The 24,628-nt window shown below is 40.7% G+C and carries 20 protein-coding genes and 1 tRNA gene; 8 read left to right on the top strand and 13 right to left on the bottom strand.

Features of this window, described 5'->3' with window-relative positions; translation table 11 throughout:
- Window positions 1–25: 25 nt before the first annotated feature.
- The 8 genes from rpoB to LOS73_RS01410 all read right to left on the bottom strand — a co-directional run bounded on the left by rpoB (window position 26) and on the right by LOS73_RS01410 (window position 8,082).
- Window positions 26–4,051 carry a DNA-directed RNA polymerase subunit beta gene (gene rpoB / locus LOS73_RS01445; protein WP_007378453.1) on the bottom strand — a complete coding sequence of 1,342 codons (4,026 nt, stop codon included), beginning with the start codon at window positions 4,049–4,051 and terminating at the stop codon, window positions 26–28.
- A gap of 272 nt (window positions 4,052–4,323) precedes the next feature.
- Window positions 4,324–4,686, bottom strand: coding sequence for a 50S ribosomal protein L7/L12 (gene rplL, locus LOS73_RS01440; protein WP_002958882.1), 363 nt, complete (start codon window positions 4,684–4,686; stop codon window positions 4,324–4,326).
- Window positions 4,687–4,760: 74 nt separating this feature from the next.
- Complete coding sequence (gene rplJ / locus LOS73_RS01435) at window positions 4,761–5,255, bottom strand: 50S ribosomal protein L10 (RefSeq protein ID WP_007378452.1); 495 nt, start codon at window positions 5,253–5,255, stop codon at window positions 4,761–4,763.
- A 323-nt stretch (window positions 5,256–5,578) separates the two neighbouring features.
- Window positions 5,579–6,283, bottom strand: coding sequence for a 50S ribosomal protein L1 (gene rplA / locus LOS73_RS01430; RefSeq protein WP_007378451.1), 705 nt, complete (start codon window positions 6,281–6,283; stop codon window positions 5,579–5,581).
- Between the two features lie 3 nt (window positions 6,284–6,286).
- Entirely contained in the window at window positions 6,287–6,715 is a 429-nt protein-coding gene (rplK, locus tag LOS73_RS01425) for a 50S ribosomal protein L11 (RefSeq protein ID WP_002958879.1), read from the bottom strand.
- Between the two features lie 213 nt (window positions 6,716–6,928).
- On the bottom strand, window positions 6,929–7,492 hold the full coding sequence (nusG, locus tag LOS73_RS01420) for a transcription termination/antitermination protein NusG (protein ID WP_007378450.1): 564 nt from the start codon (window positions 7,490–7,492) through the stop codon (window positions 6,929–6,931).
- Window positions 7,493–7,496: 4 nt separating this feature from the next.
- Complete coding sequence (gene secE / locus LOS73_RS01415; protein WP_002958877.1) at window positions 7,497–7,874, bottom strand: preprotein translocase subunit SecE; 378 nt, start codon at window positions 7,872–7,874, stop codon at window positions 7,497–7,499.
- 131 nt (window positions 7,875–8,005) lie between these two features.
- A tRNA-Trp gene (locus tag LOS73_RS01410) sits at window positions 8,006–8,082 on the bottom strand.
- Window positions 8,083–8,342: 260 nt separating this feature from the next.
- Between LOS73_RS01410 and LOS73_RS01405 the strand changes: the two genes are divergently transcribed.
- Together LOS73_RS01405 and LOS73_RS01400 are read left to right on the top strand one after the other, a co-directional pair.
- A complete protein-coding gene (locus LOS73_RS01405; protein WP_457934356.1) occupies window positions 8,343–12,326 on the top strand; it encodes a hybrid sensor histidine kinase/response regulator transcription factor in 3,984 nt (1,327 codons plus the stop codon).
- A gap of 133 nt (window positions 12,327–12,459) precedes the next feature.
- Window positions 12,460–13,590 carry a CsgG/HfaB family protein gene (locus tag LOS73_RS01400; protein ID WP_342863105.1) on the top strand — a complete coding sequence of 377 codons (1,131 nt, stop codon included), beginning with the start codon at window positions 12,460–12,462 and terminating at the stop codon, window positions 13,588–13,590.
- Between the two features lie 37 nt (window positions 13,591–13,627).
- Here the strand turns inward: LOS73_RS01400 and LOS73_RS01395 are convergent, their stop codons facing one another.
- Both LOS73_RS01395 and deoC read right to left on the bottom strand, forming a co-directional pair.
- A complete protein-coding gene (locus LOS73_RS01395; protein WP_457934355.1) occupies window positions 13,628–14,143 on the bottom strand; it encodes a hypothetical protein in 516 nt (171 codons plus the stop codon).
- A complete protein-coding gene (gene deoC, locus LOS73_RS01390) occupies window positions 14,127–14,879 on the bottom strand; it encodes a deoxyribose-phosphate aldolase (RefSeq protein WP_457934354.1) in 753 nt (250 codons plus the stop codon). The genes LOS73_RS01395 and deoC overlap by 17 nt, the downstream gene beginning before the upstream one ends.
- Before the next feature lie 450 nt (window positions 14,880–15,329).
- On the opposite strand from deoC, the gene cysG reads away from it, so the two are divergent.
- From cysG to cysQ, 6 genes are read left to right on the top strand one after another with little or no spacing between them, the layout of a single operon-like run.
- Entirely contained in the window at window positions 15,330–16,757 is a 1,428-nt protein-coding gene (gene cysG, locus LOS73_RS01385; RefSeq protein ID WP_457934353.1) for a siroheme synthase CysG, read from the top strand.
- Window positions 16,758–16,806: 49 nt separating this feature from the next.
- Entirely contained in the window at window positions 16,807–17,706 is a 900-nt protein-coding gene (gene cysD / locus LOS73_RS01380; protein WP_033039398.1) for a sulfate adenylyltransferase subunit CysD, read from the top strand.
- Window positions 17,706–19,130, top strand: coding sequence for a sulfate adenylyltransferase subunit CysN (gene cysN / locus LOS73_RS01375; protein WP_033039400.1), 1,425 nt, complete (start codon window positions 17,706–17,708; stop codon window positions 19,128–19,130). Before cysD ends, cysN begins: the two co-directional genes overlap by 1 nt.
- Window positions 19,131–19,161: 31 nt before the next feature.
- Window positions 19,162–20,886, top strand: a complete 1,725-nt coding sequence (locus LOS73_RS01370) for an SLC13 family permease (RefSeq protein WP_149594501.1) — start codon at window positions 19,162–19,164, stop codon at window positions 20,884–20,886.
- Window positions 20,887–20,918: 32 nt separating this feature from the next.
- The gene (cysC, locus tag LOS73_RS01365; RefSeq protein WP_002958870.1) at window positions 20,919–21,512 is read left to right on the top strand and encodes an adenylyl-sulfate kinase; all 594 of its coding nucleotides are present in this window, start codon (window positions 20,919–20,921) and stop codon (window positions 21,510–21,512) included.
- Between the two features lie 9 nt (window positions 21,513–21,521).
- Window positions 21,522–22,292, top strand: a complete 771-nt coding sequence (gene cysQ / locus LOS73_RS01360) for a 3'(2'),5'-bisphosphate nucleotidase CysQ (RefSeq protein ID WP_457934352.1) — start codon at window positions 21,522–21,524, stop codon at window positions 22,290–22,292.
- Window positions 22,293–22,409: 117 nt separating this feature from the next.
- Here cysQ and LOS73_RS01355 read toward each other — a convergent pair whose 3' ends face one another.
- The 3 genes from LOS73_RS01355 to LOS73_RS01345 form a co-directional block, all read right to left on the bottom strand.
- Entirely contained in the window at window positions 22,410–22,895 is a 486-nt protein-coding gene (locus LOS73_RS01355; protein WP_342865583.1) for a hypothetical protein, read from the bottom strand.
- Between the two features lie 90 nt (window positions 22,896–22,985).
- Window positions 22,986–23,783, bottom strand: coding sequence for an alpha/beta fold hydrolase (locus LOS73_RS01350; RefSeq protein ID WP_457934351.1), 798 nt, complete (start codon window positions 23,781–23,783; stop codon window positions 22,986–22,988).
- A 160-nt stretch (window positions 23,784–23,943) separates the two neighbouring features.
- Window positions 23,944–24,306, bottom strand: a complete 363-nt coding sequence (locus tag LOS73_RS01345; protein WP_096793895.1) for a DUF7674 family protein — start codon at window positions 24,304–24,306, stop codon at window positions 23,944–23,946.
- Window positions 24,307–24,628: the final 322 nt, after the last annotated feature.

Here is a 24,628-nt window from a genome sequence, read left to right as displayed (position 1 = left end):
GCGTTAACTGCAGCACCTAATTGGCTTAATTTTCTTCCAACTCGATGTTGATACCCAGTGAGCGGATTTCTTTCAACAATACGTTGAACGATTCTGGCATACCTGGTTCCATTTTATGGTTACCATCAACGATGTTTTTATACATCTTAGTACGACCGTTCACGTCATCCGATTTCACTGTTAGCATTTCTTGTAGAGTGTAAGCAGCACCGTAAGCTTCAAGTGCCCATACTTCCATCTCACCAAAACGCTGGCCACCGAACTGTGCTTTACCACCCAGCGGCTGCTGAGTAACAAGGCTGTAAGAACCAGTAGAACGTGCGTGCATCTTATCATCAACCAAGTGGTTAAGTTTAAGCATGTACATGTAACCTACAGTTACTTGACGTTCAAACTGATCGCCAGTACGGCCATCATAAAGTGTAACCTGACCACTTCGAGGATATCCACCAAGCTCAAGCATGTCTTTGATTTCGCTTTCTTTCGCGCCATCAAATGCAGGAGTAGCAATTGGTAAACCACCTTTTAAGTTTTCAGCTAGACGACGAATTTCGTCATCAGTGAAGCTAGCAATATCTACTACTTGGCGAGATTCACCAATTTCGTAGGCCTGCTTGATGAATTCACGTAGCTCATGAAGCTCACGTTGCTCTTTCATCATTTCTTCAATACGTTCACCGATACCACGTGCAGCTAGACCCATATGTGTTTCAAGGATCTGACCGATGTTCATACGTGATGGTACACCTAGTGGATTCAATACGATATCTACCGTACGACCTTTATCATCGTAAGGCATATCTTCTACTGGTACGATAGTCGAGATAACACCTTTGTTACCATGACGACCCGCCATTTTATCACCTGGTTGAATACGACGTTTAACAGCAAGGTATACTTTAACAATCTTAAGTACGCCTGGTGCTAGGTCATCACCTTGGGTAATTTTACGACGTTTATTTTCAAACTTTTTATCGTATTCAGCTTTAAGCTCATCGTACTGTGCAGCTAGTTGCTCAAGTTCAGCCTGCTTGTCTTCTTGTGCAAGGCTTTGAGTAAGTAGTTTTTCAGCATTCAGTGACGTTAGTTTGTCTTCTTCGAAGCCTGCATCAACAAGTAACTTGCGAGCACGTCCTAAAACGCCAGCTTCTAAAATACGGAACTCTTCGTTGAAGTCTTTCTTCGCTTCGCGAAGCTGCATATCTTCAACTTCTAACGCACGTTTGTCTTTTTCAACACCATCACGGGTGAAGACTTGTACGTCAATTACAGTACCAGTTACAGAATTTGGTACACGTAAAGAGCTGTCTTTAACGTCAGACGCTTTTTCGCCGAAGATAGCTCGTAGAAGCTTCTCTTCAGGTGTCAGCTGTGTCTCGCCTTTAGGAGTCACTTTACCTACTAGAATATCGCCGCCTTTAACTTCAGCACCAATATAAACAACACCTGATTCATCAAGCTTGCCTAGTGCAGATTCACCCACGTTCGGGATATCTGCAGTGATCTCTTCAGGACCTAATTTAGTATCACGGGCAACACACTGTAGTTCTTGAATATGGATAGTCGTTAGACGATCTTCTTCAACTACGCGCTCTGATAGTAAGATTGAATCCTCGAAGTTATAACCGTTCCATGGCATGAATGCCACGCGAAGGTTTTGACCAAGGGCTAAGTCACCTAAGTCAGTCGAAGGACCATCTGCTAACACGTCACCACGAGTAACCGGTTCGCCAACCATACAAGTTGGTTTTTGGTTAATACATGTATTTTGGTTAGAACGTGTGTATTTGGTTAAGTTGTAGATGTCGATGCCCGCTTCGCCAGGAACGCGTTCTTCTTCATGTACGTTTACAACGATGCGACTTGCGTCAGCATACATTACTTCACCACCACGTTTTGCAACGATAGTAACACCAGAATCTTTCGCTAGTGTTAACTCAATACCTGTACCTACTAACGGCTTATCCGCTTTCAATGTTGGTACTGCTTGACGTTGCATGTTTGAACCCATCAATGCACGGTTAGCATCATCGTGTTCTAGGAACGGGATAAGTGCTGCCGCTACAGAGATCACCTGTTGTGGTGATACATCCATATATTGCTGATCCATACGACCCATAAAGGTAGATTCACCTTTGTGACGACATGGAATAAGTTCATCTACAAACTCATTGGTTTCAGTTAAGTTTGAATTCGCCTGTGCGATAACAAACTGACCTTCTTCAATGGCTGATAGGTAATCAACTTCATCAGTTACAACACCGTCTACCACTTTACGGTAAGGTGTTTCTAAGAAACCGTAGTCATTTGTACGTGCGTACGTAGACAATGAGTTAATTAGACCGATGTTTGGACCCTCAGGAGTCTCGATTGGACATACGCGACCATAGTGAGTTACGTGAACGTCACGTACTTCAAAGCCTGCACGTTCACGAGTTAGACCGCCCGGACCTAATGCAGAAATACGACGTTTGTGCGTAACTTCTGATAGTGGGTTATTTTGGTCCATAAACTGTGATAACTGAGACGAGCCGAAGAACTCTTTAACAGCAGCCGAAATAGGCTTAGCGTTAATAAGATCTTGTGGCATTATTGCGTCAAGGTCACCTAAGCTTAAACGCTCACGTACAGCACGCTCTACACGTACTAGACCAACACGGAATTGGTTCTCAGCCATTTCGCCAACACTACGTATACGACGGTTGCCTAAGTGATCGATATCATCAACATCGCCTTGACCGTTACGAATAGCAATTAATACTTTCATAACAGACACGATGTCTTCTTTGCTTAATGTGCCTGGGCCTGTGTCTGTATCGTAACCAACACGGCTATTGAACTTCATACGACCTACAGTAGATAAGTCATAACGTTCTTCAGAGAAGAATAAGTTCTGGAATAAGGCTTCAGCCGCGTCTTTCGTCGGTGGCTCGCCTGGGCGCATCATGCGATAAATTTCTACTAGTGCTTCTAAACGGCTGCTTGAAGAGTCAATATTCAATGTATTTGACATGTAAGCACCGCTGTCCACTTCATTGATATATAACGTATCAATTTTAGTGTAACCAGCTTTAACCAATTCAGCCATTAGCTCAAGAGTTAGTTCATCATTCGCGCTTGCTATAACTTCACCCGTTGACTCGTCAACGTAGTTTTTAGCTATAATACGGCCAATAATGTACTCATGAGGTACTTCTAGGCGGTTAATGCCTTTCTTCTCGATGCTCTTGATGTGGCGAGCCGTAACACGACGACCGCTTTCAACAAATACTTCACCGTCTTCGCTCTTGATATCAAAAGCGGCAGTTTCACCACGTAAACGTGAAGGCACAAGTTCCATAAGAACTTTACCGTCAGCTACTTCAAACGTCGTGTTGTCGAAGAAGATTTCTAGGATTTCTTCACTAGAGTACTCAAGTGCACGTAGGATGATAGACGCCGGTAATTTACGACGACGGTCAATACGTACATATAAGTTATCTTTTGCATCAAATTCGAAGTCTAACCATGAACCACGGTAAGGAATAACGCGTGCGTTATATAATACTTTACCTGATGAATGAGTTTTACCGCGGTCGTTATCAAAGAATACACCAGGGCTACGGTGTAGCTGAGAAACGATAACACGCTCTGTACCATTGATTACAAAGGTACCGGTATCGGTCATGAGCGGAATTTCGCCCATGTAAACTTCTTGCTCTTTAATGTCTTTAACTGTGCCTGGAGCTTCTTTGTCCATAACAACAAGACGCAGTTTCACGCGAAGTGGAGCAGAATAAGTCACACCGCGAATTTGACATTCTTTTACATCGAAAACTGGCTCACCAATACGATAACTTACGTATTGAAGCTCAGAATTTCCCGAGTAGCTTTTAATAGGGAACACAGAACGGAAGGCAGCTTCCAAACCATGATCGCCATCAGCGTCCGGCACTAAGAATTTTTTAAACGATTCTAACTGTGTAGACAGTAAAAAAGGTATATCCAAAACTTGTGGACGTTTACCAAAATCCTTACGGATACGTTTCTTTTCAGAATAAGAGTAAGCCATGGGGTTCCTCAGCTTGCTGATCTTTGACCCGACCTGTTCTTGTAAGAACAGACTTAACTGGCAGCTATGCCAAGATTTTTACAACATTTAACTGTTGTTCTAATTAGATCCCACTTTAACACTAGCAAACTATAAAGCGTTGAAAGTAAAGAAAAAATCAGATTTTATTTGAACTAAAAGAGTGGATCACTCTATAGCGCAAAAAGGCCGGTGATTAAATAATCACCAGCCCTTGCCTGATTTCTCAGGCAGCGAACTTAGCAAAAGCTAAATTACTTAACCTCAACTTCAGCACCAGCTTCAGTAAGATCTTTTGCAAGTGCTTCAGCTTCTTCTTTAGATACACCTTCTTTAACAGGTGTAGGAGCAGCTTCAACAAGAGCTTTCGCTTCTTTAAGGCCAAGGCCAGTTGCGCTACGAACAGCTTTGATTGCAGAAACCTTGTTAGCGCCAGCGCCAGTAAGGATTACGTCAAATTCTGTTTTCTCTTCAGCAGCTTCAGCAGCTGGACCAGCTACCATTGCAGCTGCAGCAGTTACGCCGAATTTTTCTTCCATTGCTTCGATAAGAGCAACAACGTCCATTACTGACATTTCAGCAATTGCGTCAAGGATTTGGTCTTTAGATACAGACATTACAAATTTCCTAATAATTAACGGACATTACGTCCAAATAAATTTTACACCGAAAGTGATTAAACAGCTTAAAATTAAGCAGCTTGCTCTTCTTTCTGTAGACGTACTGCTTCAATTGTTTTACACAATTTGCCAGCAGACGCTTCTTTCATAGCACTCATTAAGCGTGCAACAGCTTCATCGTATGTAGGTAATGTAGCAAGCATTGCTGCATTAACAACATTTCCTTCAAAAGCGGCCGTTTTTATCTCGAATTTCTCATTCTTTTTCGCGAAATCTGAAAAGATACGCGCAGCAGCACCTGGGTGCTCTGATGAGAAAGCGATTAAGCTTGGACCAACAAATGAATCAGAAAGACACTCAAAATCTGTTCCTTCAAGAGCACGTTTTGCTAAAGTGTTACGGACAACTTTCATCCAAACACCGTTTGCACGAGCTTCTTTACGAAGGGCAGTAATTGCGCCAACTGTTACACCACGAGAATCTGCAACAACTGCAGATAGAGCACCATTGGCTGCTTCGTTGACTTCAGCAACTATTGCTTTTTTGCCTTGAAGATTTAAAGCCATGGGTGTTACTCCTGGTTTAATGGGGATACCGATTATCGGATTCCCCTGTTTTACTCTTCCCTACCAAACAAAGTAGAGATGCTTTTTACGGCGAGAGCCAGAAGGATTAGGAAAAATCTATCTGGGGTCTACACCGTCTACGTAGGTGAATATTAAGGCCGGAGCCACCTACGGTCTTGGACGGAAGCCCAATTTATCGTTAAACCCTAAGGCTTAACGAAATTATGGACTTCAACCCGAATTCTTTACTTTGCCGACTAATAAATTAATCAACAAAATGGCGCGAAATTATAGTACAAATTTCACGCCATGTAAACACTAAATTAAGCTACAGTTGTAGTTAAAGTGCTTTGGTCAACAGAAACACCTGCGCCCATTGTTGTAGAGATAGTTACTTTTTTCAAGTAAACACCTTTAGCTTGAGAAGGCTTAGCCTTCTTAAGTGCAACAATTAGTGACTCAAGGTTTTGTTGAAGTTGCTCAGCTGTGAAATCAACCTTACCAATAGTAGTATGGATGATACCATTCTTGTCATTACGGTAACGTACTTGACCAGCTTTAGCATTTTTAACTGCTTCTGCAACGTTAGGCGTTACAGTACCAGTTTTAGGGTTTGGCATTAGACCACGTGGGCCTAAGATTTGACCTAGTTGACCAACAACACGCATAGCGTCTGGTGATGCAACAACAACGTCAAAGTTCATCTCGCCTTTTTTAACTAGCTCAGCAAGATCTTCCATGCCTACTAATTCAGCACCAGCTTCTTTCGCAGCTTCTGCGTTAGCGCCTTGTGTGAATACAGCAACACGAACGTCGCGACCAGTACCGTTAGGTAGTACAGTAGCACCACGAACGTTTTGATCAGATTTACGAGCATCGATACCAAGGTTAACGGCAACGTCAACACTTTCTACGAATTTAGCTGTCGCTAACTCTTTTAAAAGAGCAACTGCTTCATTGATTTCGTAATCTTTAGTTACTTCCACTTTTTCGCGGATAGTACGCATACGTTTAGTTAATTTAGCCATTTCTTAGTCCTCTACGTTCAAGCCCATCGCACGCGCAGAACCTGCGATAGTGCGAACCGCTGCGTCCATATCGGCAGCTGTAAGGTCAGTTCGTTTTGTCTCAACGATCTCTTCAAGTTGAGCACGAGTTACTGTGCCTACTTTATCAGTGTTAGGACGGCCTGAGCCTGACTTGATACCAGCAGCTTTCTTAAGTAAGTAAGCAGCAGGTGGCGTTTTCATGTCGAACGTAAATGAACGGTCACCGTAAACAGAGATCACTACAGGAACTGGAGCGCCTTTTTCGATAGACTCTGTACGTGCGTTAAACGCTTTACAGAATTCCATGATGTTTACACCGTGTTGACCTAGTGCAGGACCTACTGGAGGACTAGGATTAGCCATACCAGCGGCAACTTGTAGCTTGATTAGAGCTTCAACTTTTTTAGCCATTATAAATACCTCATTTGGTGGGTCTCAGCCTTGTGCGCGCGAGGACGCGTACTCTAACGGCTTCCCAGTTTAAAAATTGGTTTCGTACTTTTTGCACAGTAAAAATAAATTTTACCTTAATACAAAAAGGCCGCTGATTATAAGATAATCAGCGGCCTTTTTCAAGCTTCGTGCCAAAATTTAAAAAAATAGTGGCGAAGCTTTTTTAATCAATTACTTATCTTGTTCAACTTGACCAAATTCAAGCTCAACTGGCGTAGAACGACCAAAAATAAGTACAGATACTTTTACCCGGCTTTTTTCGTAGTCAACTTCTTCAACTACACCACTGAAGTCTGCAAATGGTCCATCTGTAACGCGTACAACTTCACCTGGTTCAAATAATGTAGCAGGTTTAGGTGCTTCAGCATTTTCTTGTAAACGATTAAGAATGCGTTCTGCTTCTTTAGGACTAATTGGAGCTGGACGATCAGACGTTCCACCAATAAAGCCCATTACGCGTTCAGTGCTGTTCACTAAGTGCCAGCTTGCGTCGTTCATATCCATTTGTACTAATACATAACCTGGGAAGAATTTACGCTCAGACTTACGCTTTTGACCAGCACGCATCTCAACAACTTCTTCAGTTGGTACTAATATCTCACCAAAGCTCGCTTCAAGACCTTCAATTTTGATATGTTCAATTAACGTTTGTGCTACACGCTTTTCGTAACCAGAAAAAGCCTGTACTACGTACCAACGTAATTTAATTTCTTTGTTCTCGTTCTCATCCGACATGGGATCAGATCTCCAATCCAGTTAAAAAGCCAACAGCGCGGAATAAAATGCCATCTAATCCCCAAAGGATAAGTGCCATAATCACTGTTGCAACCATTACAATTAATGTCGTGTGGGTAGTTTCTTGGCGAGTTGGCCAAATAACTTTGCGTACTTCAATTCGAGCTTCTTTAGCGAAAGCAAGAAAGTTACGTCCCTTAAATGTTTGTGAGGCAATTGCTAATCCGGCCGCTATTGCAACAACAACGCCGATAGCACGTAGTAATACAGATTGATCTGCATACATATGATTACCAACAACTGCGCCTGCAAGTAGCGCGATTGCTACTAACCACTTTACTGACTCCATCGCACTTGATGGTGTTTCTACATTCGTGCTCATAATATTATTACCTTAACTACAGACACAACAACCCTACACTACGGCAGGGTTAATCCATTAAAATCTAAACTTAAAAACAGACTTAATTTAAACCGGTTTTTAATCTCAGACTACTCAATCACAAGTAAAACTGGCAGGGGCGGAGAGACTCGAACTCCCAACCATCGGTTTTGGAGACCGCTGTTCTACCAATTGGAACTACGCCCCTGCAAAGTGGATGCCTATTATACTTACGCAGTTCATTAACACAAGCCTAAAAGATACCCACAATGCAAAATCTCAACATTGCATTGAAAAATCAATCTTAACATTGATTAAAAAGCAGTTTATGATTGACCAGATACTCGGTTTTTACTTAGCCCACTAGGCTACAAAACTCGCGCCGCGACTAAATCGCCCCTAGATTGAACAAATTTCAATCCACAAAGGTCAACACGCCCTAAGGGATTCACAAGAGATAGGAAGTCTGTGAAAGCAATTAAAACAATCATAAAATATAAAGTCATCAGCCTTTTATTATTATTTCATACTAGCTCGCTCGCCCTACCACTGTACTTAGATACATATACAAATGAACAAGGTTTATCTCAAAATTCAATCACCTGCAGTACCACTGATGAAAAGGGGTTTCATTGGTTTTCGACCCAAGGCGGCTTAAACCGATTCGATGGATATGAATTTAAACACTATAAATTCAATCCTTCACAATCGAGTATTTCAGGGAACTGGATTACAGACTGCCTGAATTTAGAAAACGGCCAACTTTGGTTTGCGACGACAAGCAACGGCCTCAACTTATTAAATACTGAAACAGGAAGTTTTAGTGTTTTTAACCAGTATTCAACCCCCCCTATTACAAACCAACGCATTTCAACAATAACCTCTAACTCCCCAGAAACAATTTGGATTGGTCACGATAAAGGGCAACTTACTCGGTTAAATACAAAAACAGGTACTACCGAGTTATTTTCTTATCAGGGCAAAAATCAATTAAATGTTGTTTTTAAAGATATGCTTTTTGATGATAAAAAAAACCTTTGGTTAGCAAGTAATATTGGGCTTATTAAGTTCGATTCAAAAACAAATCAGTTCACATACATACCTAATAGCCCTAAACAGCTCTGGCAATTAAAAAAAGCACCAAACGGCAAATTTATTATAGGAGGCAAAACTGGTCTAAGTGTTTTTGACTTAAACACACTCGCATTTTATAACTTTGAGCAACTCAAAAATGTTTGGGTAACTGATATGCTTATTGATGATGAAAAAAACCTATGGGTAAGCACTTATGGCCATGGTCTTTATTATCAAACTAAAGATATTTTATTAAGTAAACAGTTTCAGCAACTTACTTACTCTCCAAATTTAAAGCATGGCTTAGCTAACGACCACTTATTGTCACTTTACCAAGACCCTAAAGGGATTATTTGGATTGGTACAGATGGTTATGGGTTACATCGCTATGATAAAAGACAGATTCAGTTTGGTCATCAAAAGCATCAAAGCAATAACTCGGCTTCGATTTCGAATGACTTTGTAAGAGCAATACTCAAAGACAGTAACAACATACTCTGGGTGGGCACGCGCGACGGACTTAACAAACACACTGACACAGGATTTAAACACTATAAAGCAGATAAAAACCACAATATTGGCCTAACTAATAACAATATATTTAGTCTTTATGAAGATGCCAATAAGCGCATATGGGTAGGCACGTATGGAGGTGGTTTACTGCTTTATAACCCAGTTAATGATAGCTTTTCAGCTTTTACTATGCAAAGTCACCAACTCAGCAGTAACCGTATTTATGCAATCGAGGGCGACCATATTGGTAATTTGTGGCTGGGCAGTAATGAAGGATTAACGCGATTTAATCCCAATACATTGCAAGTTACACACTTTAAATACAGCGCAGATAAAAATAGCATCTCAAATAATACTGTTTTTAGTATTACTTATGACGGTGAGAACAACGCGATATGGGCTGGAACCCGCGTAGGATTAAATAAATTTTCTTTAAATGATGAAACTTTCACCCATTACCAAAGCGATCTTAAAAAGCCTAATAGTTTAACGCATGACATGGTTACATCCTTGCATTTACAAGATAAAAACACTTTATGGGTAGGTACTTTTGGCGGGCTAAATAAGTTAAATATCCAAACAAACAAAGTAATAAACATTACAGAGTTCGATGGCTTGCTTAACGATAATATTTTTGCAATTAAACAAGACAGCAGCGGTTACTTGTGGCTAAGCAGTAATCAGGGGTTAACCCGTTACGCTCCTCAAACTCAACAAATGCAGCATTTTTTACCCGCAAACGGTATACAGCACCATTCTTTTATTTTAGGCGCCGCTTTTCAAGCGAATGACGGCGAGCTATTTTTTGGTGGTATTAATGGTTTTAATCAATTTGATCCGTTAAAACTAACTCTAGCAACCAAACCTCCAGAACCCGTTATTACAGACTTACTTATTTATAACCAGTCAGTCGCGACGCAGCAATATATAAAAACCAATACTCAAGCGGCTAAGCTTATAAGCTATACAGACAGACTCTTTTTTAAAGAAGAAGATGGTGTTATCGGTTTTAAGTTTTCTGCTTTAAACAGTGCAGAGCCCCCTTCTCAATACCAATATGCTTACAAGTTAGCTGGGTTAGATAAGCAGTTTTTATACGCAAACAAAAACCAGAGGCAAGTTAGTTATTCTCAACTTCCCGCAGGAAGCTATCACTTTATTGTAAAAGTTAAAGACCAATACGGCCAATGGAGTGATGATAAAACGATGGTTGCGCTTACGGTTACTCCACCTTGGTGGAAGAACAATGTTGCTTATGTCACTTACATCATTATCGTATTATTTATAATGTGGTTAATTATAACAGCAAGGTATAGAGCTAAAGTTGCAGAGCAAGCAAACTTAAAAGAGAGAGAACTTAGCAGCTTAAAAACCCAGCTATTAGATAACGTTAGCCATGAACTTAAAACACCATTGAGCTTAATATTAGCGCCACTTGATAGTTTACTAAAAAGTCATAAAGATTCAGACACCCAACAAAAACTAGCGATGATTCAACGTAATAGCCATAAGCTATTGGATCAAATAAACCAACTTTTGCAGCTCAGTCAGCGCCCAAGCACTGCAGTGAAACACGTAACACCCTATGCTATAAATCCGGTAGTTGAACAATTAATCGAAGATTTCACTCCTTTATTTAAACAAAAAAATATTACGTTCGAGCTTGAAGATTTAACGCAAAAAAATATTCTCATTGAATTAGAGCCAAATCATACAATTTCTATTATCAGTAACTTATTAAGTAACGCCCAAAAATACACCCCGAACGGAGGTAAAGTATTACTTCAGCTATTAACTCAAAAACAAATATTAACCATCATAGTCTCAGACACTGGTGTTGGTATAGATAAAAAGCACCTCGAGGCAGTTTTCCAACGATTTACACGCATAGATACGAGTAATCAAAGCGGTAGCGGTATTGGCTTAGCACTTATAAAGCAGCTAGTTGAGCAATATGAAGGAACCATTGAACTTAAAAGTGAATTAAACAAAGGAAGTTGCTTCACTATTTCACTCCCAATAACTCAAGTAGACGAAACCTCTGACCTTACTGCTCTTGCTGTATCTAAAAGCAATAATTTATGTGCAGTAAAAAACAATAAAATTCTTATTATCGAAGACAACGATGAAATGCGTGATTTACTAACGTCACTCTTTATTAGCAACTTCGTATGTATAAACGCCGTTAACGGAGAGCTAGGTTTAGCTTTATGTAAAAGCGAAATGCCTGACTTGGTAATAAGTGATGTAATGATGCCTATTATGGATGGCTATCAGTTTATTAAAGCACTGCGCAGCGACACGGCTATTAGCCATATTCCGGTGTTATTACTTTCAGCAAAGGCTGATACGCGCAGCAAATTAAAGGGCCTGGACTTACTTGCTGATGATTATTTAAGTAAACCCTTCGAACCACAGCTGTTATTAAGCCGCGTTCAAGGATTATTAACGATTAGAGAAGTACTCAATCAAAATTTAAAACAACAACTACCTGCTTTATCACAAACAATCGAGCTCGACCCACAAATGGCGCAAAGTAAAGATTATGTATTTACCGAGCGTGTAAAAACGACAGTAAAAGAGCATTATCAAGACGAAGCGTTTAACGTGGAAGAATTTGCAGCTGCGCTTTATCTTAGCCCTCGCGCTTTACAATTAAAAATGAAAGCCTTGTACAACCTAACACCAAGCGATTACATTCGAAACATTCGCTTAGAATTTGCACAAGAGCTTTTAAAAAATAGTGAGCTTGCGATTGGTTTAGTAGCACAGCAAGTTGGCTTTAATTCACAAAGCTACTTTGCCCGCTGCTTTAAATCAAAATATAACATGTCCCCAAAACAGTTTCGTGAAAAATCCTCATAAATTTCGCCTGTGTGACTAAATATTTCGCACCAGTACTATTTTTAACCTACTGATTTAACTAAATTAACATGAATATAAATATTGAAGGAAATGCACAACATTTTCTTTAAGCATATTAATTAAGGACAGTCATATGTTAAAAGCACCACAAAAACTATTATTAACGGCACTATTAACGACCACTCTGAGCGCTTGTCAAAGCACCTCTACAAATGTCACTTCAGGTCAAAACTCACCAGACATAAATGCAGTTGCACAAGAACAATACAATGGCCCTAAAGCTCGTATTGCTGTTGCACGCTTTACCGATAAATCTAACAACTCAAAATGGTGGCGCAAAGAAATAGGCGACGGTATGGCTGATCAATTAACTACGGCTCTAGTATCAACAAACCGCTTTATTGTTTTAGAGCGCCAAGCGCTTGATGCTGTTTTATCAGAACAAGACCTAGCAGCCTCAGGTCGCGTTAGCGCTTCATCGGGTGCTGCTTATGGCGAGATTGAAGGTGCTGAAATAGTCGTGATTGCTGCGGTAACAGAATTTGATGACGATAGCTCTGGTGCAAGTGTTGGCAGTGGCGGCTTTATCGGTGATGTATTTAGCTCTGTATCTGCCGGTTTTTCGGGTTCACATATGGCAATTGATCTACGCCTTATAGATACTCGCACATCACGAATTTTAGCTGCAACGAGTGTTGAAGGGGGTAGTAAAGATTTTGATTTCACAGGCGCTGCAACCAATTTTGGTGGCGCACTCGTTGGTGGCAATATTAGTGGATGGTCTGATACCCCTAAAGAAAAAGCCCTGCGTGAAGTTATTATTAAAGCGGTTGAGTTTTTAGAAACTAAAATTCCAGATACCTACTATCGCTATAACAGTAACAACACGTTAGCACCGGGTTACACTGCGCCGCCACCAGCTACTAAACGCGCAAAAGCAGCCAGCAAGAGCGCTGTAACAGTTGATGTACCCACTCATAGAATGCCGCATTATGAAAAAATGGATTTAGCAATGTCACGCCTAAGCTTAGTTTGTTTGGGTTACCTAAGAAATCAGCCTGACTACGAAGAGTTTGAAACACAAGATGTTGAATACGATCGTAAAACAGTTATCGCGCTTCGTGAGTATCAGCAAGACAAAAAACTCAAAGTAACCGGTTTAGCTGATGAAACAACCAAAAAGTCACTTGATGACAGTGGTTGTATTGCCAAAACGAACAAATCTAGCCTCGAAAGTATAAGCAACATGTTTAAATTTAATTAATCAGTATTAGCTTTAAGCTTAAAATTGAAAACGGCTGTTATATAGGCCGTTTTTCATCCACACGTAATAACTCACCACGATAAAAATCACACACTAACCAAATTTGCTCAAATTGATAGGTTCTTGGAAAGTTAAGGTCATTGATTACAGCTTCAAAGTCAGCTTTGCGCCAAATAGTACTCGCGTTACGAATAACAAGCCAAGTACGCTCTGAATAGTAACGTTTTTTCGCTTTTTGTTTCAGCAACCGCTCTAATGCAGCCCGCAATCTGTGTTCACTTGGCTTTTGTGCCATGTCTGCCAAATCTCGTTGCATTTGCATTGACAGCGGGCGTCCTAAAACAGCCATCGCTTCTGTTTCGCTGGCATATAGATGAGCAATTTCTATATCAAGCTGTTCATTCTCTTGATAACAACTAACGTCAGGTTTATTCGGCTCATTATGCCAAATATTACGCATATGAATGCCTTGCTGTTGCTCATAACAGCGTAAAAACAATTTAGCCGCATCATGCTCTAACTGACGCTTTTCCTCATCACTGCTGCGTTTCATTCAACACCTTGTAAACATCATTCAGTAAGCTTGAAGCACCAAACCTAAATGTCTTTGCTTGCAGGTAATCATCCCCCATTATTACGCGTGCAAGTGCTAAATAATCACTGGCATCTACCACTGTTTTAACACCACCGGCGGCTTTAAAGCCAACATGCTTACCAGTATTTTTAATTGCACTGAGCATAATTTTTGTTGATTCAAGCGTGGCATTTACAGCGACTTTACCCGTACTGGTTTTTACAAAATCAGCACCGCCTTCAATTGCAAGCTCTGTGGCTTGAGTAATAAGCGCGTCAGTTTTTAGCTCGCCGCTTTCTATTATTACTTTTAGCTGGGCGCGCGACCCACACGCTTTTTTACTTTCGCTTACATAGTTAAGTACAGTTTGAGCATCGCCCGCGATTAACTTTTTATAAGGAATAACCAAGTCAATCTCATCAGCACCGCGCTCTATTGCAATAAGTGTTTCGTTAATTACATCACTTATTGGTGCATCACCCGTTGGGAAGTTAGTGACTGTTGCCACTTTTACATGGTTAAGCTCACGCGCTGCGAGTGCTATTTTTGCATCATCAACAAAGTCGCTATAAACACATACGGCGGCAGGCGTGCCCAACGTCGGATTTATACTATTAACAAGCGCTTGAATGTCTGTAGTTGTATCGCTGGTATTTAAGCTTGTTAAATCCATCAGTGCTACTGCTAATGCAGCTTCTTTTTGTTGTTGTGCCATGTAGACTCCCTTGCCTATGTAATACCAATTTTATTAAAAACATGATCATTTTAGCGTATTAAATAACTCACTAACGACGTTAAAAATTATTTATATAGAACAACTATGTATCATAATTTTAGCCTTGTTATTGAGCTATTTTCTCGTCGCTATAATAGATCACTAATTTAATGCAATTGGTATAAGTACAAAATTTAATATACCCCCATATTAACAAATTAAATCAAACTCGCTATAGCTCATAACCAAACACTATAAGCTGATTATTTTACTTGTAACTCATCGCAATCCCTTGTTAACTAACTCTTAGGCCTAAAAAGCCCACCTATTATAACTTTTAGTTATATCAACATGGTTTTAATTATTTTTTACTTATTGATAGCCGCTATATTCTGCTCATCAGAATAAAGCGTTTTCTTATATTTGAATTTGTTTAGGGGTCTTATTAACGTGCAGTATTTACCTATCTTTACCAAACTCGACAACAAACCAGTATTGGTTGTTGGCGGTGGAGAGGTCGCACTACGCAAATGTCGCGCGTTTTTAAAAGCGAGAGCAAGCGTTACTTTAGTAGCACCTTGGTTTTGCGACGAACTAAAAGAGCATGCACATAATAATGAAGTAACGCTTATTGATGCTTATTTTGATGAATCGCATCTCGATGGCAAAATGCTTGTTATTGCAGCAACCGACCGCGATGAAGTAAACAACAACGTATTTGAACTTGCCAATGCCCGCAATGTATTTGTAAACGTGGTTGATGACCAACCTAAATGTACGTTTATATTTCCATCCATTGTTGACCGCGACCCAATTACGATTGCTATATCAAGTGCGGGCACAGCGCCGGTACTTGCACGTCGCTTACGCGAAAAGCTCGAAACCCTTATTCCGCATCATATTGGCCCACTTGCAACACTTGTCGGTGGCTTTAGAGACAAAGTAAAAAAACGCTTTAAGCATTTTTCAGACCGCCGCCAATTTTGGGAAGGCGTGTTCGACTCATCTGTCGTGAGTAAAGTACAAACCGGCGATACCCAAGCCGCACAGCAGCAACTAGAGCAAATGCTAGATGCGAAAGCAGAACCTGAAGGCGAAGTATATGTAGTAGGCGCAGGCCCTGGCGATCCAGAGCTTTTAACACTTAAAGCACTGCAACTTATGCAACAAGCCGATGTGGTTGTATACGACTTTTTAGTCTCTGACGAAATTATGGAATTAGTGCGCCGCGATGCTGACCTTATTTGTGTAGGCAAACGTTTAGGCGATCATAGTGTTGTTCAAGACGACACCAACCAAATGCTGGTCGACCTTGCTAAACAAGGCAAAAAAGTGTGCCGCATTAAAGGTGGCGATCCGTTTATTTATGGCCGTGGTGGCGAAGAAGTACAAGTACTGGCTGCTAACAACGTAAATTATCAAATTGTACCGGGTATTACAGCCGCTGCAGGTTGTAGTGCGTATGCGGGTATTCCGCTAACGCATCGTGACCACGCACAAGCCATCCAATTTGTAACTGGCCACTGTAAAAAAGACGGTCAAGAACTTGATTGGCAATCGCTGGCAAAAGCAAATCAAACGCTGGCTATTTACATGGGCGTAATTAAGTCGCCGCACATACAAAGCGAGCTTTTAAAACATGGCCGCAAAGCCGACACACCTGTTGCCATTATCGAAAACGGTACACGTAAAAATCAGCGTGTAGTAACAGGCCAATTAGGCGAACTTGCCGACTTAATCCAGCGCAACAGCATTATATCGCCTGCGCTACTCATTATTGGCGAAGTAGCCGCCCTGCACTCGCAACTAGCCTGGTTTGGGGAAAACGAGCAAACAAGCAGCTTTGCACAGCCGCTAACAGATGTATCAAATACATAACCGAATTTTAAATTTGTAACTTTTAATCATTTTAGTAGGACGACTAACAATGGCTTTAACTCACCTTCAGCAACTTGAAGCTGAAAGTATCAAAATCATGCGCGAAGTCGCCGCTGAGTTTGAGAACCCAGTAATGCTTTACTCTATTGGTAAAGATTCGTCGGTACTTTTGCACTTAGCGCGTAAAGCATTTTACCCTGCAAAAATTCCGTTTCCGTTATTACACGTAGACACCAATTGGAAGTTTCGTGAAATGATTGAGTTTCGCGACCGTATAGCTAAAGAATACGGCTTTGATCTACTGGTACACAAAAATCCAGAAGGCATTGAAATGGGTGTAGGCCCGTTTACGCATGGCTCGGGTAAACATACTGACATAATGAAAACCCAAGGCTTAAAGCAGGCACTTAACAAATATGGTTTTGATGCTGCATTTGGTGGCGCACGCCGCGACGAAGAAAAATCACGCGCAAAAGAGCGTGTTTATTCATTCCGCGACAAACACCACCGTTGGGATCCTAAAAACCAACGTCCTGAGCTTTGGAATACCTACAACAGCCAAGTTAATCCGGGCGAAAGCATTCGTGTTTTCCCGTTATCTAACTGGACTGAGCTTGATATTTGGCAATACATTTATCAAGAAAACATCGAAATGGTGCCATTGTACCTAGCTAAAGATCGCCCAGTAGTTGAGCGCGACGGTACTTTAATTATGGTTGACGATGAGCGTATGCCTCTTAATGAAGGTGAAGTACCGCAAATGAAATCTGTACGTTTTCGTACACTAGGCTGCTACCCACTTACCGGTGCAGTTGAATCAACAGCCAGTACTTTAACCGAAATCATCGAAGAAATGCTGCTATCTACGTCATCTGAACGTGAAGGTCGTGTTATTGACCATGATTCAGCCGGCTCAATGGAGAAGAAAAAACGTGAGGGGTATTTTTAATGTCTAGCCAAAATAACGATACATTTAACGAAGTAAAAGAAATAGGCATAGACGCCTACCTAGCACGCCAACAAGACAAAAGCTTATTACGCATGCTTACTTGTGGCAGCGTAGATGACGGTAAATCAACATTGATTGGCCGCCTACTGCACGACAGCCACCAAATTTATGAAGATCAGCTAGCAGCCCTTCATAAAGATAACGAAAAAGTAGGTAATGCAGGTGAAGATCTTGACCTTGCATTATTAGTTGATGGCCTACAAGCTGAGCGTGAGCAAGGCATTACCATTGACGTAGCGTACCGTTACTTTTCAACGGCTAAGCGTAAATTTATTATTGCCGACACGCCTGGGCACGAGCAATACACCCGCAACATGGTAACGGGTGCATCAACAAGCGATGTCGCCATTATTTTGGTTGATGCGCGTTACGGCGTACAAGTACAAACTAAGCGCCATAGCTTTATTTGTGACTCGCTGGGCATTAAACAGTTTGTTGTTGCCGTTAATAAAATGGATATCGTTGATTTTGACGAAACCGTGTATGAAAAAATTAAGGCCGATTACCTTAAATTTGCTGAGCAACTTAACGTATCAAACATTAAGTTTGTGCCTATGTCGGCGCTTAAAGGCGACAACGTAGTAACACGCTCTGCACATACACCGTATTACACCGACAAGCCGCTACTAGAATTACTAGAAGATTCGCCAGCAGCCGAAACAGATACAGGCTTTGAAGCGCGCCTACCTGTGCAATATGTCGTGCGCCCTAACTTAAACTTCCGTGGTTTTCAGGGCACACTTACATCAGGCAAGATACATGTAGGCGATGCAATAAAAGTATTACCGTCGGGTAAAACATCAAGCATTAAAGAAATTGTTACCTTTGATGGCAACCTAGATAGCGCAGAAGCAGGCCAAGCAATTACCGTTACCCTAAATAACGAAATTGATATTAGCCGAGGGGATGTAATAGTACCTGCAAACTCAACGGCCGCTGTAACTAACCAGTTGCAAGCTAAAATTGTGTGGATGCATGAGTCGCCATTAGTGTTAGGTAAAAGCTATAACCTAAAACTAGGCAGCAAAAACACCTCAGCTATTGTTAAAAAGATTGATTACACAATTGATGTGAACACGCTTGAGCACGGCACTAGCGACTCATTACAGTTAAACGAAATTGCGATTGTAACACTTGAACTAACCGAAACTATTTTGGCAGACGAGTACCACAGCAATCACGAAACAGGCTCGTTTATCCTAATCGATCGCTTATCAAACCTAACAGTTGCTGCGGGTATGATTGAGCAAGTACTGCAAAGCCAAGCACAGCAAAGTAACTTTAGCGAATTTGAAGTTGAATTTAACAGCTTAGTACGCAAGCACTTTCCGCATTGGCAAGCGCTTGATATTTCTAAGTTATAAGTTAACTTTAGCCTGTTAGGAATTTAAAAGCATGGTAGAACAGCTCGTTTTAACAGGCATTATGCTTACCTTAGTCGGGTGCCTTTTTGGCACTCGTATTAATCCAGCATGGTTATTTGTAAGTGCCATTGGTACTAGTTATTTAACCGGATTAATTGATCTTGAAAGCATGTTAGTTAATTACGCTAACCCGTCGCTTATTACCTTGGTATTACTGGTATTAGTGTCGACCGCAATAGAAAAAACCACCCTAATTCAAAAGTTAGCGCAATCACTATCTAAAGGTAGTTTAGTAAAATCGGTAACAAAATTGGGGTTATCAACCGCCTTTTTATCGTCGTTCACTAACAATACCGCCGTTGTTGCATCGCTTATTACCGCGATAAAAGACAATCCTAATCACTCCCCTTCAAAGCTATTATTACCACTGTCGTACACTGCTATTTTGGGCGGCACTATTACGCTTATTGGTACATCAACCAACTTAATCGTCAATGGCTTTGCTGTTGATGCGGGCATGGAACCGCTGGGCTTTTTTGACTTTACCTTAGTGGGTTTGGGCGCGCTAAGCGTAGGCCTAATTACCATTTTAGTAATGCTTAAATACTTACCCGACAACGGTAAAAGCGACCAAGAAGTCGTGCCTTTTTACCTAGAAGGTAAAGTACAAGCAAGCTCAAAATTAATAGGCCAAACCGTAGAAGAAAACGGCCTGCGTGATTTAAAAGACTTATTCCTTGCTGAAATCATTCGCGACGGGAGCCGCATTTGCGCAGTCACTCCACAGCAAATTATTCAAAAAGACGACGTGCTGCTGTTTGTAGGTGACATAAAATCGGTGCCATTACTTACCCGTTTCGACGGCCTAAAAGTAGTGCACGAGAATCATCAAAAAGACATAGAACACTTAGTAGAAGTAGTCGTAAGTCAATCTTCAAAATTTATTGGCAAAACCGTAAAAGAAGCCCGCTTTAGAGAGCAATTTCATGCTGCTGTTATTGCCATTCGCCGTGGGCACGATCGCTTACAAGGCGGCCTTGGGCAAGTGCAATTACAAGCTGGCGACTCACTTATACTCGCACCAGGCAAAAACTTTTACACTTTGCCTAATTTAAAGCGCGAATTTGTGTATATTTCAGGGTTTGACTTACAAGCCCACCTTGCACCTAAGCAATCAAATATTGTACTACTAAGCTTTGCCGCAGTACTGGGTTTAAGCATTATTGGCATAGTGCCGCTGGTTAAAGGCTTATTAGTATTACTGATTGGCTTAATGCTCAGCGGCACCATAAAACTTAATGAAGTAAAACGCCGTTTCCCTATCGAGTTATTGGTGGTTGTAGGTAGCGCCATTGGCCTTGCTAAATTAATGATAGGCACCGGACTTGCCGGGCAAATATCCGACGCCATGTTTATGGTACTTGGGGATTTTGGTCCGTACGGCGCGTTTATTGCCATATTTTTAATGACCGTATTATTTACCGAGCTTATAACTAACAACGCAGCAGCTGCCTTATCGTTCCCTGTTGCTTACTCGCTCGCGGTTGGTTTTAATGTAGACCCGCTACCGTTTATTATGGCGGTTGCCTTTGGCGCATCAGCCAGCTTTATATCGCCATTTGGGTATCAAACTAATCTAATGGTTTATAGCGCGGGTAACTATCGCTTAAAAGATTACATAGTGATGGGCTTACCCCTTTCTATTATTTATTCAATCACGGTATTAACCCTGATCCCGCTGGTATTTCCGTTTTAATACCTGCGCTTACAGCATAAGAGACTCTCACTATGGATGAAAATATAGTTTGGCATAACTACGCAACGACAAAAGCACAGCGTAGTGAGCAAAAAAAACATAAGCCCGCTATTTTATGGTTTACCGGCTTTTCAGGCTCTGGCAAAAGCACCGTAGCAAACGCACTAGAAGCGGCGCTTAATCAGCAAGGTACGCACACTTACCTGCTCGATGGCGACAACGTACGCCACGGTTTGTGTAAAGATCTAGGCTTTAGCGACGAAGACCGCATTGAAAACATACGCCGCGTAGGCGAAACCGCAAAACTAATGACCGACGCTGGCTTGTTAGTACTTACTGCGTTTATATCGCCTTTTAGAGCAGAACGCGACATGGTGCGTAACTTAGTAGACGAAGGCGAATTTATCGAAGTATTTATCGATACCCCACTGGATGTATGCGAAAGCCGCGATCCTAAAGGCTTATACAAAAAAGCCCGCGCAGGGGAGATAAAACACTTCACTGGTATCGATTCAAGCTACGAAGTGCCAAACAATCCAGAAATAATTTTAGATACAAGTAAAAACACCCTAGACCAATCGGTTACACAACTGATAACGTATCTAAAACAAAAGCACATAATATAGGTTAACCCCATGAATCAAACCGAACTGCTAGAAGAAACCCTCATCCTTGCCCGTAAAGCAGGCCAAGCGATAATGGGAATTTACGAAAAGGATTTTAACGTTGAGTACAAAGCCGATGAAAGCCCCGTAACCGACGCCGATTTAGCAGCTCATAAACTGATTGTGGCAGGGCTTCAACAGCTCACACCTGATATTCCAATACTCAGTGAAGAAAACGCCGACATAAGCTGGGATGTACGCCAAACGTGGAAAAGCTACTGGTTAGTTGATCCAATCGACGGCACTAAAGAATTTATTAAAAAGAACGGTGAATTTACCGTAAACATCGCCCTAATTAAAAACGGCACTCCTATTTTAGCCGTAGTAGATGCACCTGCCCTTGGCGTATCGTACTTAGCCGCCGAAGCCATTGGCGCATTTAAAGATAAAGGCGATGAGCGAATTGAGCTTAAGGTAACTACCAAACCTAACAAAGGGTTAATCCGTGTTGTAGGCAGCCGCTCGCACCCATCACCCGATTTAGCCGAGTTTGTGAAACGCTTTGATAAGGTTGAAATGGTGTCTAAAGGCAGCTCACTAAAGCTGTGTTTAGTCGCCGAAGGCAGTGCTGATATTTACCCCCGCTTAGGTCCAACTTGCGAATGGGATACAGGCGCAGGCCATGCCATCGCCGAAATAGCCGGTGCTAAAGTCACTAAACTTGATGGCAGCCCGCTTATTTATAACACCAAAGATGAGTACTTAAATCCGTATTTTATTGTGAGTGCGATAGAAGAGTAAGGGCTAAGAGTTACGAGCTGTTAGCTATCAGTTGTTAAAAAGACAAGTGATAGCTTTTACTCCTTGAGTCATCAAGCAGTGTTTAGCAAACGGTGAAAAAGAAACAAGCCTTATTAACTACTTACTAGTTTTTAAGTACATCATACTACCTTTAAATACATCAAATAACACACAATGAAACTTTTGAAGATTATCAATTAGCTCCTCAATTTCCCTTAGATTACGAGTAAACTCGGGGTTTGATTCTTGCATATCAGGTAATGAATTAATTCGCATTAAGTTTAGCCAAGCTGATGCATCAGAGTCTACTTGAAATAACCAATCGGTAACAATACCGTCAAAATAGAAATCAGCTAGGGCAAGTGCCTCTTGAAGCTCTTCGTATAACTTATCATCGACCACACGATTTATATCAACACTACGCAAAAACCTTTTTACAACTATATAAATATGCAGTTTATTTGAGTTACTTTCACGCTTCTCTTTATCAACATTAAGCTTCCACTGCTGGTATGCAATAAAGCCTACTGAGATGGCAATTACAGGGCTTAATAAAGCCGAAAAGATATCAATAACTTGCTTAGCTGTACTTAACGCTTCCAATTTAAATTCCTTTTAAGTTAACCCATTTAGATCTTTTTTAAGTTTTGTAAGTCAAAAAAGAAAGTCCTATCCCTATTTTATCTACAACCCTTAACGATTTTGCTGGGCGATAAAAGCAAGCGAATGCTGATTGAATAAGTCAGGACGTTCCACATTACAGACATGGCCACAATGGTGAATAGTTTGCAGTACGCTGTTTTTATGACGCTTAACCATTTCTTTAACAGGGCCAAGGAACATATGATCTTCCTTACCCATAATGTACAGAATGGGAATATCAATGTCTTTTTCTTTGAAATATTGCATTAAAGGATTTACATCCATGGCTAATTTAAACCATTTTATAAACTCTTTTTGACACAAGCGCTTTGCTTCACGAACAAACAAAAGTCGAGATTCTTTATGACGCTTTTTCGGCATCATAATAAAAGCAAATAAGCGATACAGCCACATATAAGGCAGGAAGTGTTTAAAAATATTACCTAAATAAACCAATGTATTACTGCGAGTATTAAAACGAGTAACCGCTCCACCTAGCACCATGCTAGAAACATATTGCGGCGCAATTTCAGCAATATTTCGAATAAGAATTGTGCCCAATGAAATACCAACAAAGTGTGCGCTGGTGATATTGTTATGATCTAACACATCTATAATGTCTTTAGAGACATTATTAAATGAATAATTATTATCAACAAAGTTTTGTAGTAGATTATTCGATTTGCCGTGACCGCGAAGATCAAGCAACAACACATTATATTCTTTTTTATACGCTTTAAGCTGACGAAACCAGATTGCCGAACTACCACCGGCTCCATGGACAAATACAACCCATGTTTTACTGGTTTCGTGTAGAAAAATAGTATGGAAAAGAATTTCTGTACTCATTGCAGTTAGCGGCCTATTTACTTCATTTGGCATATTCAATTGCAAGAAGTATAACGGAGTTTAATAAAAATCTCTCATGAAGTTCAGATCAATAGCTTCTACTTAACAACTTTTCGGAGCAGATTTTTGATTTTTAAATAAAAACGACTTACTTCTATTCTCAACGTATTTTAGGCGCTTGTCCGTGAAAATCTAAATACAGTTTTTTAAGTTTGTCAGGAACAAGTGGCCAACCTATTTCAATTCCAATGGGAGTGGCCTTGCAAAATAAGTGCTCAACGTAATAAGTGTCTATGTACTCAAGTTCAGCAGGACTTGCAGAGTCTAATTTTAGACTCATATATGACAAGTGCTTTAGAGCGTTGGTGACTTTATTTTCGTTGAATGCAAAAGTTGTTAAGTTTGCAAACTCTTCCATGCGAAAAGCAAGCGCCCAACTTTCGTGTTTATCCATTAGCGGGATCACATCTGGAAACTTACATTGTATATCCTTAATGAATCTTATTATTTCTTGCTTTTCCATATACTCCCTTGCTGCACATAGTTATACAAATGCCATTGTACCAGCTAAAAATAATTTGGTGGGGCACGGACAAAGCCAACTGTTCTTGTCCGCGTTTACGACCTCGTTAACTTAACGTTTTGATAACCATACCCACACCATATAGTTTTTTAAATGCCTAAATATTGTTTTTATTTAAGACTTACGCTCAATACGTTAAGTTTTTTTAAGGCCGCAAACTATTTTTTAGTAAGCTTCCAATCGCCCTGCACCACTTCGAAAACCCACTTAAGCCATTGCTTATGTTAACTTTTTAAATAATAACGATATAAAAACGTCAGTC

It is taken from the genome of Pseudoalteromonas sp. SCSIO 43210, assembly GCF_054133285.1.
Note: the sequence above shows the minus strand (reverse complement) of the source record. Positions and strands in the feature narration are given on the sequence as shown.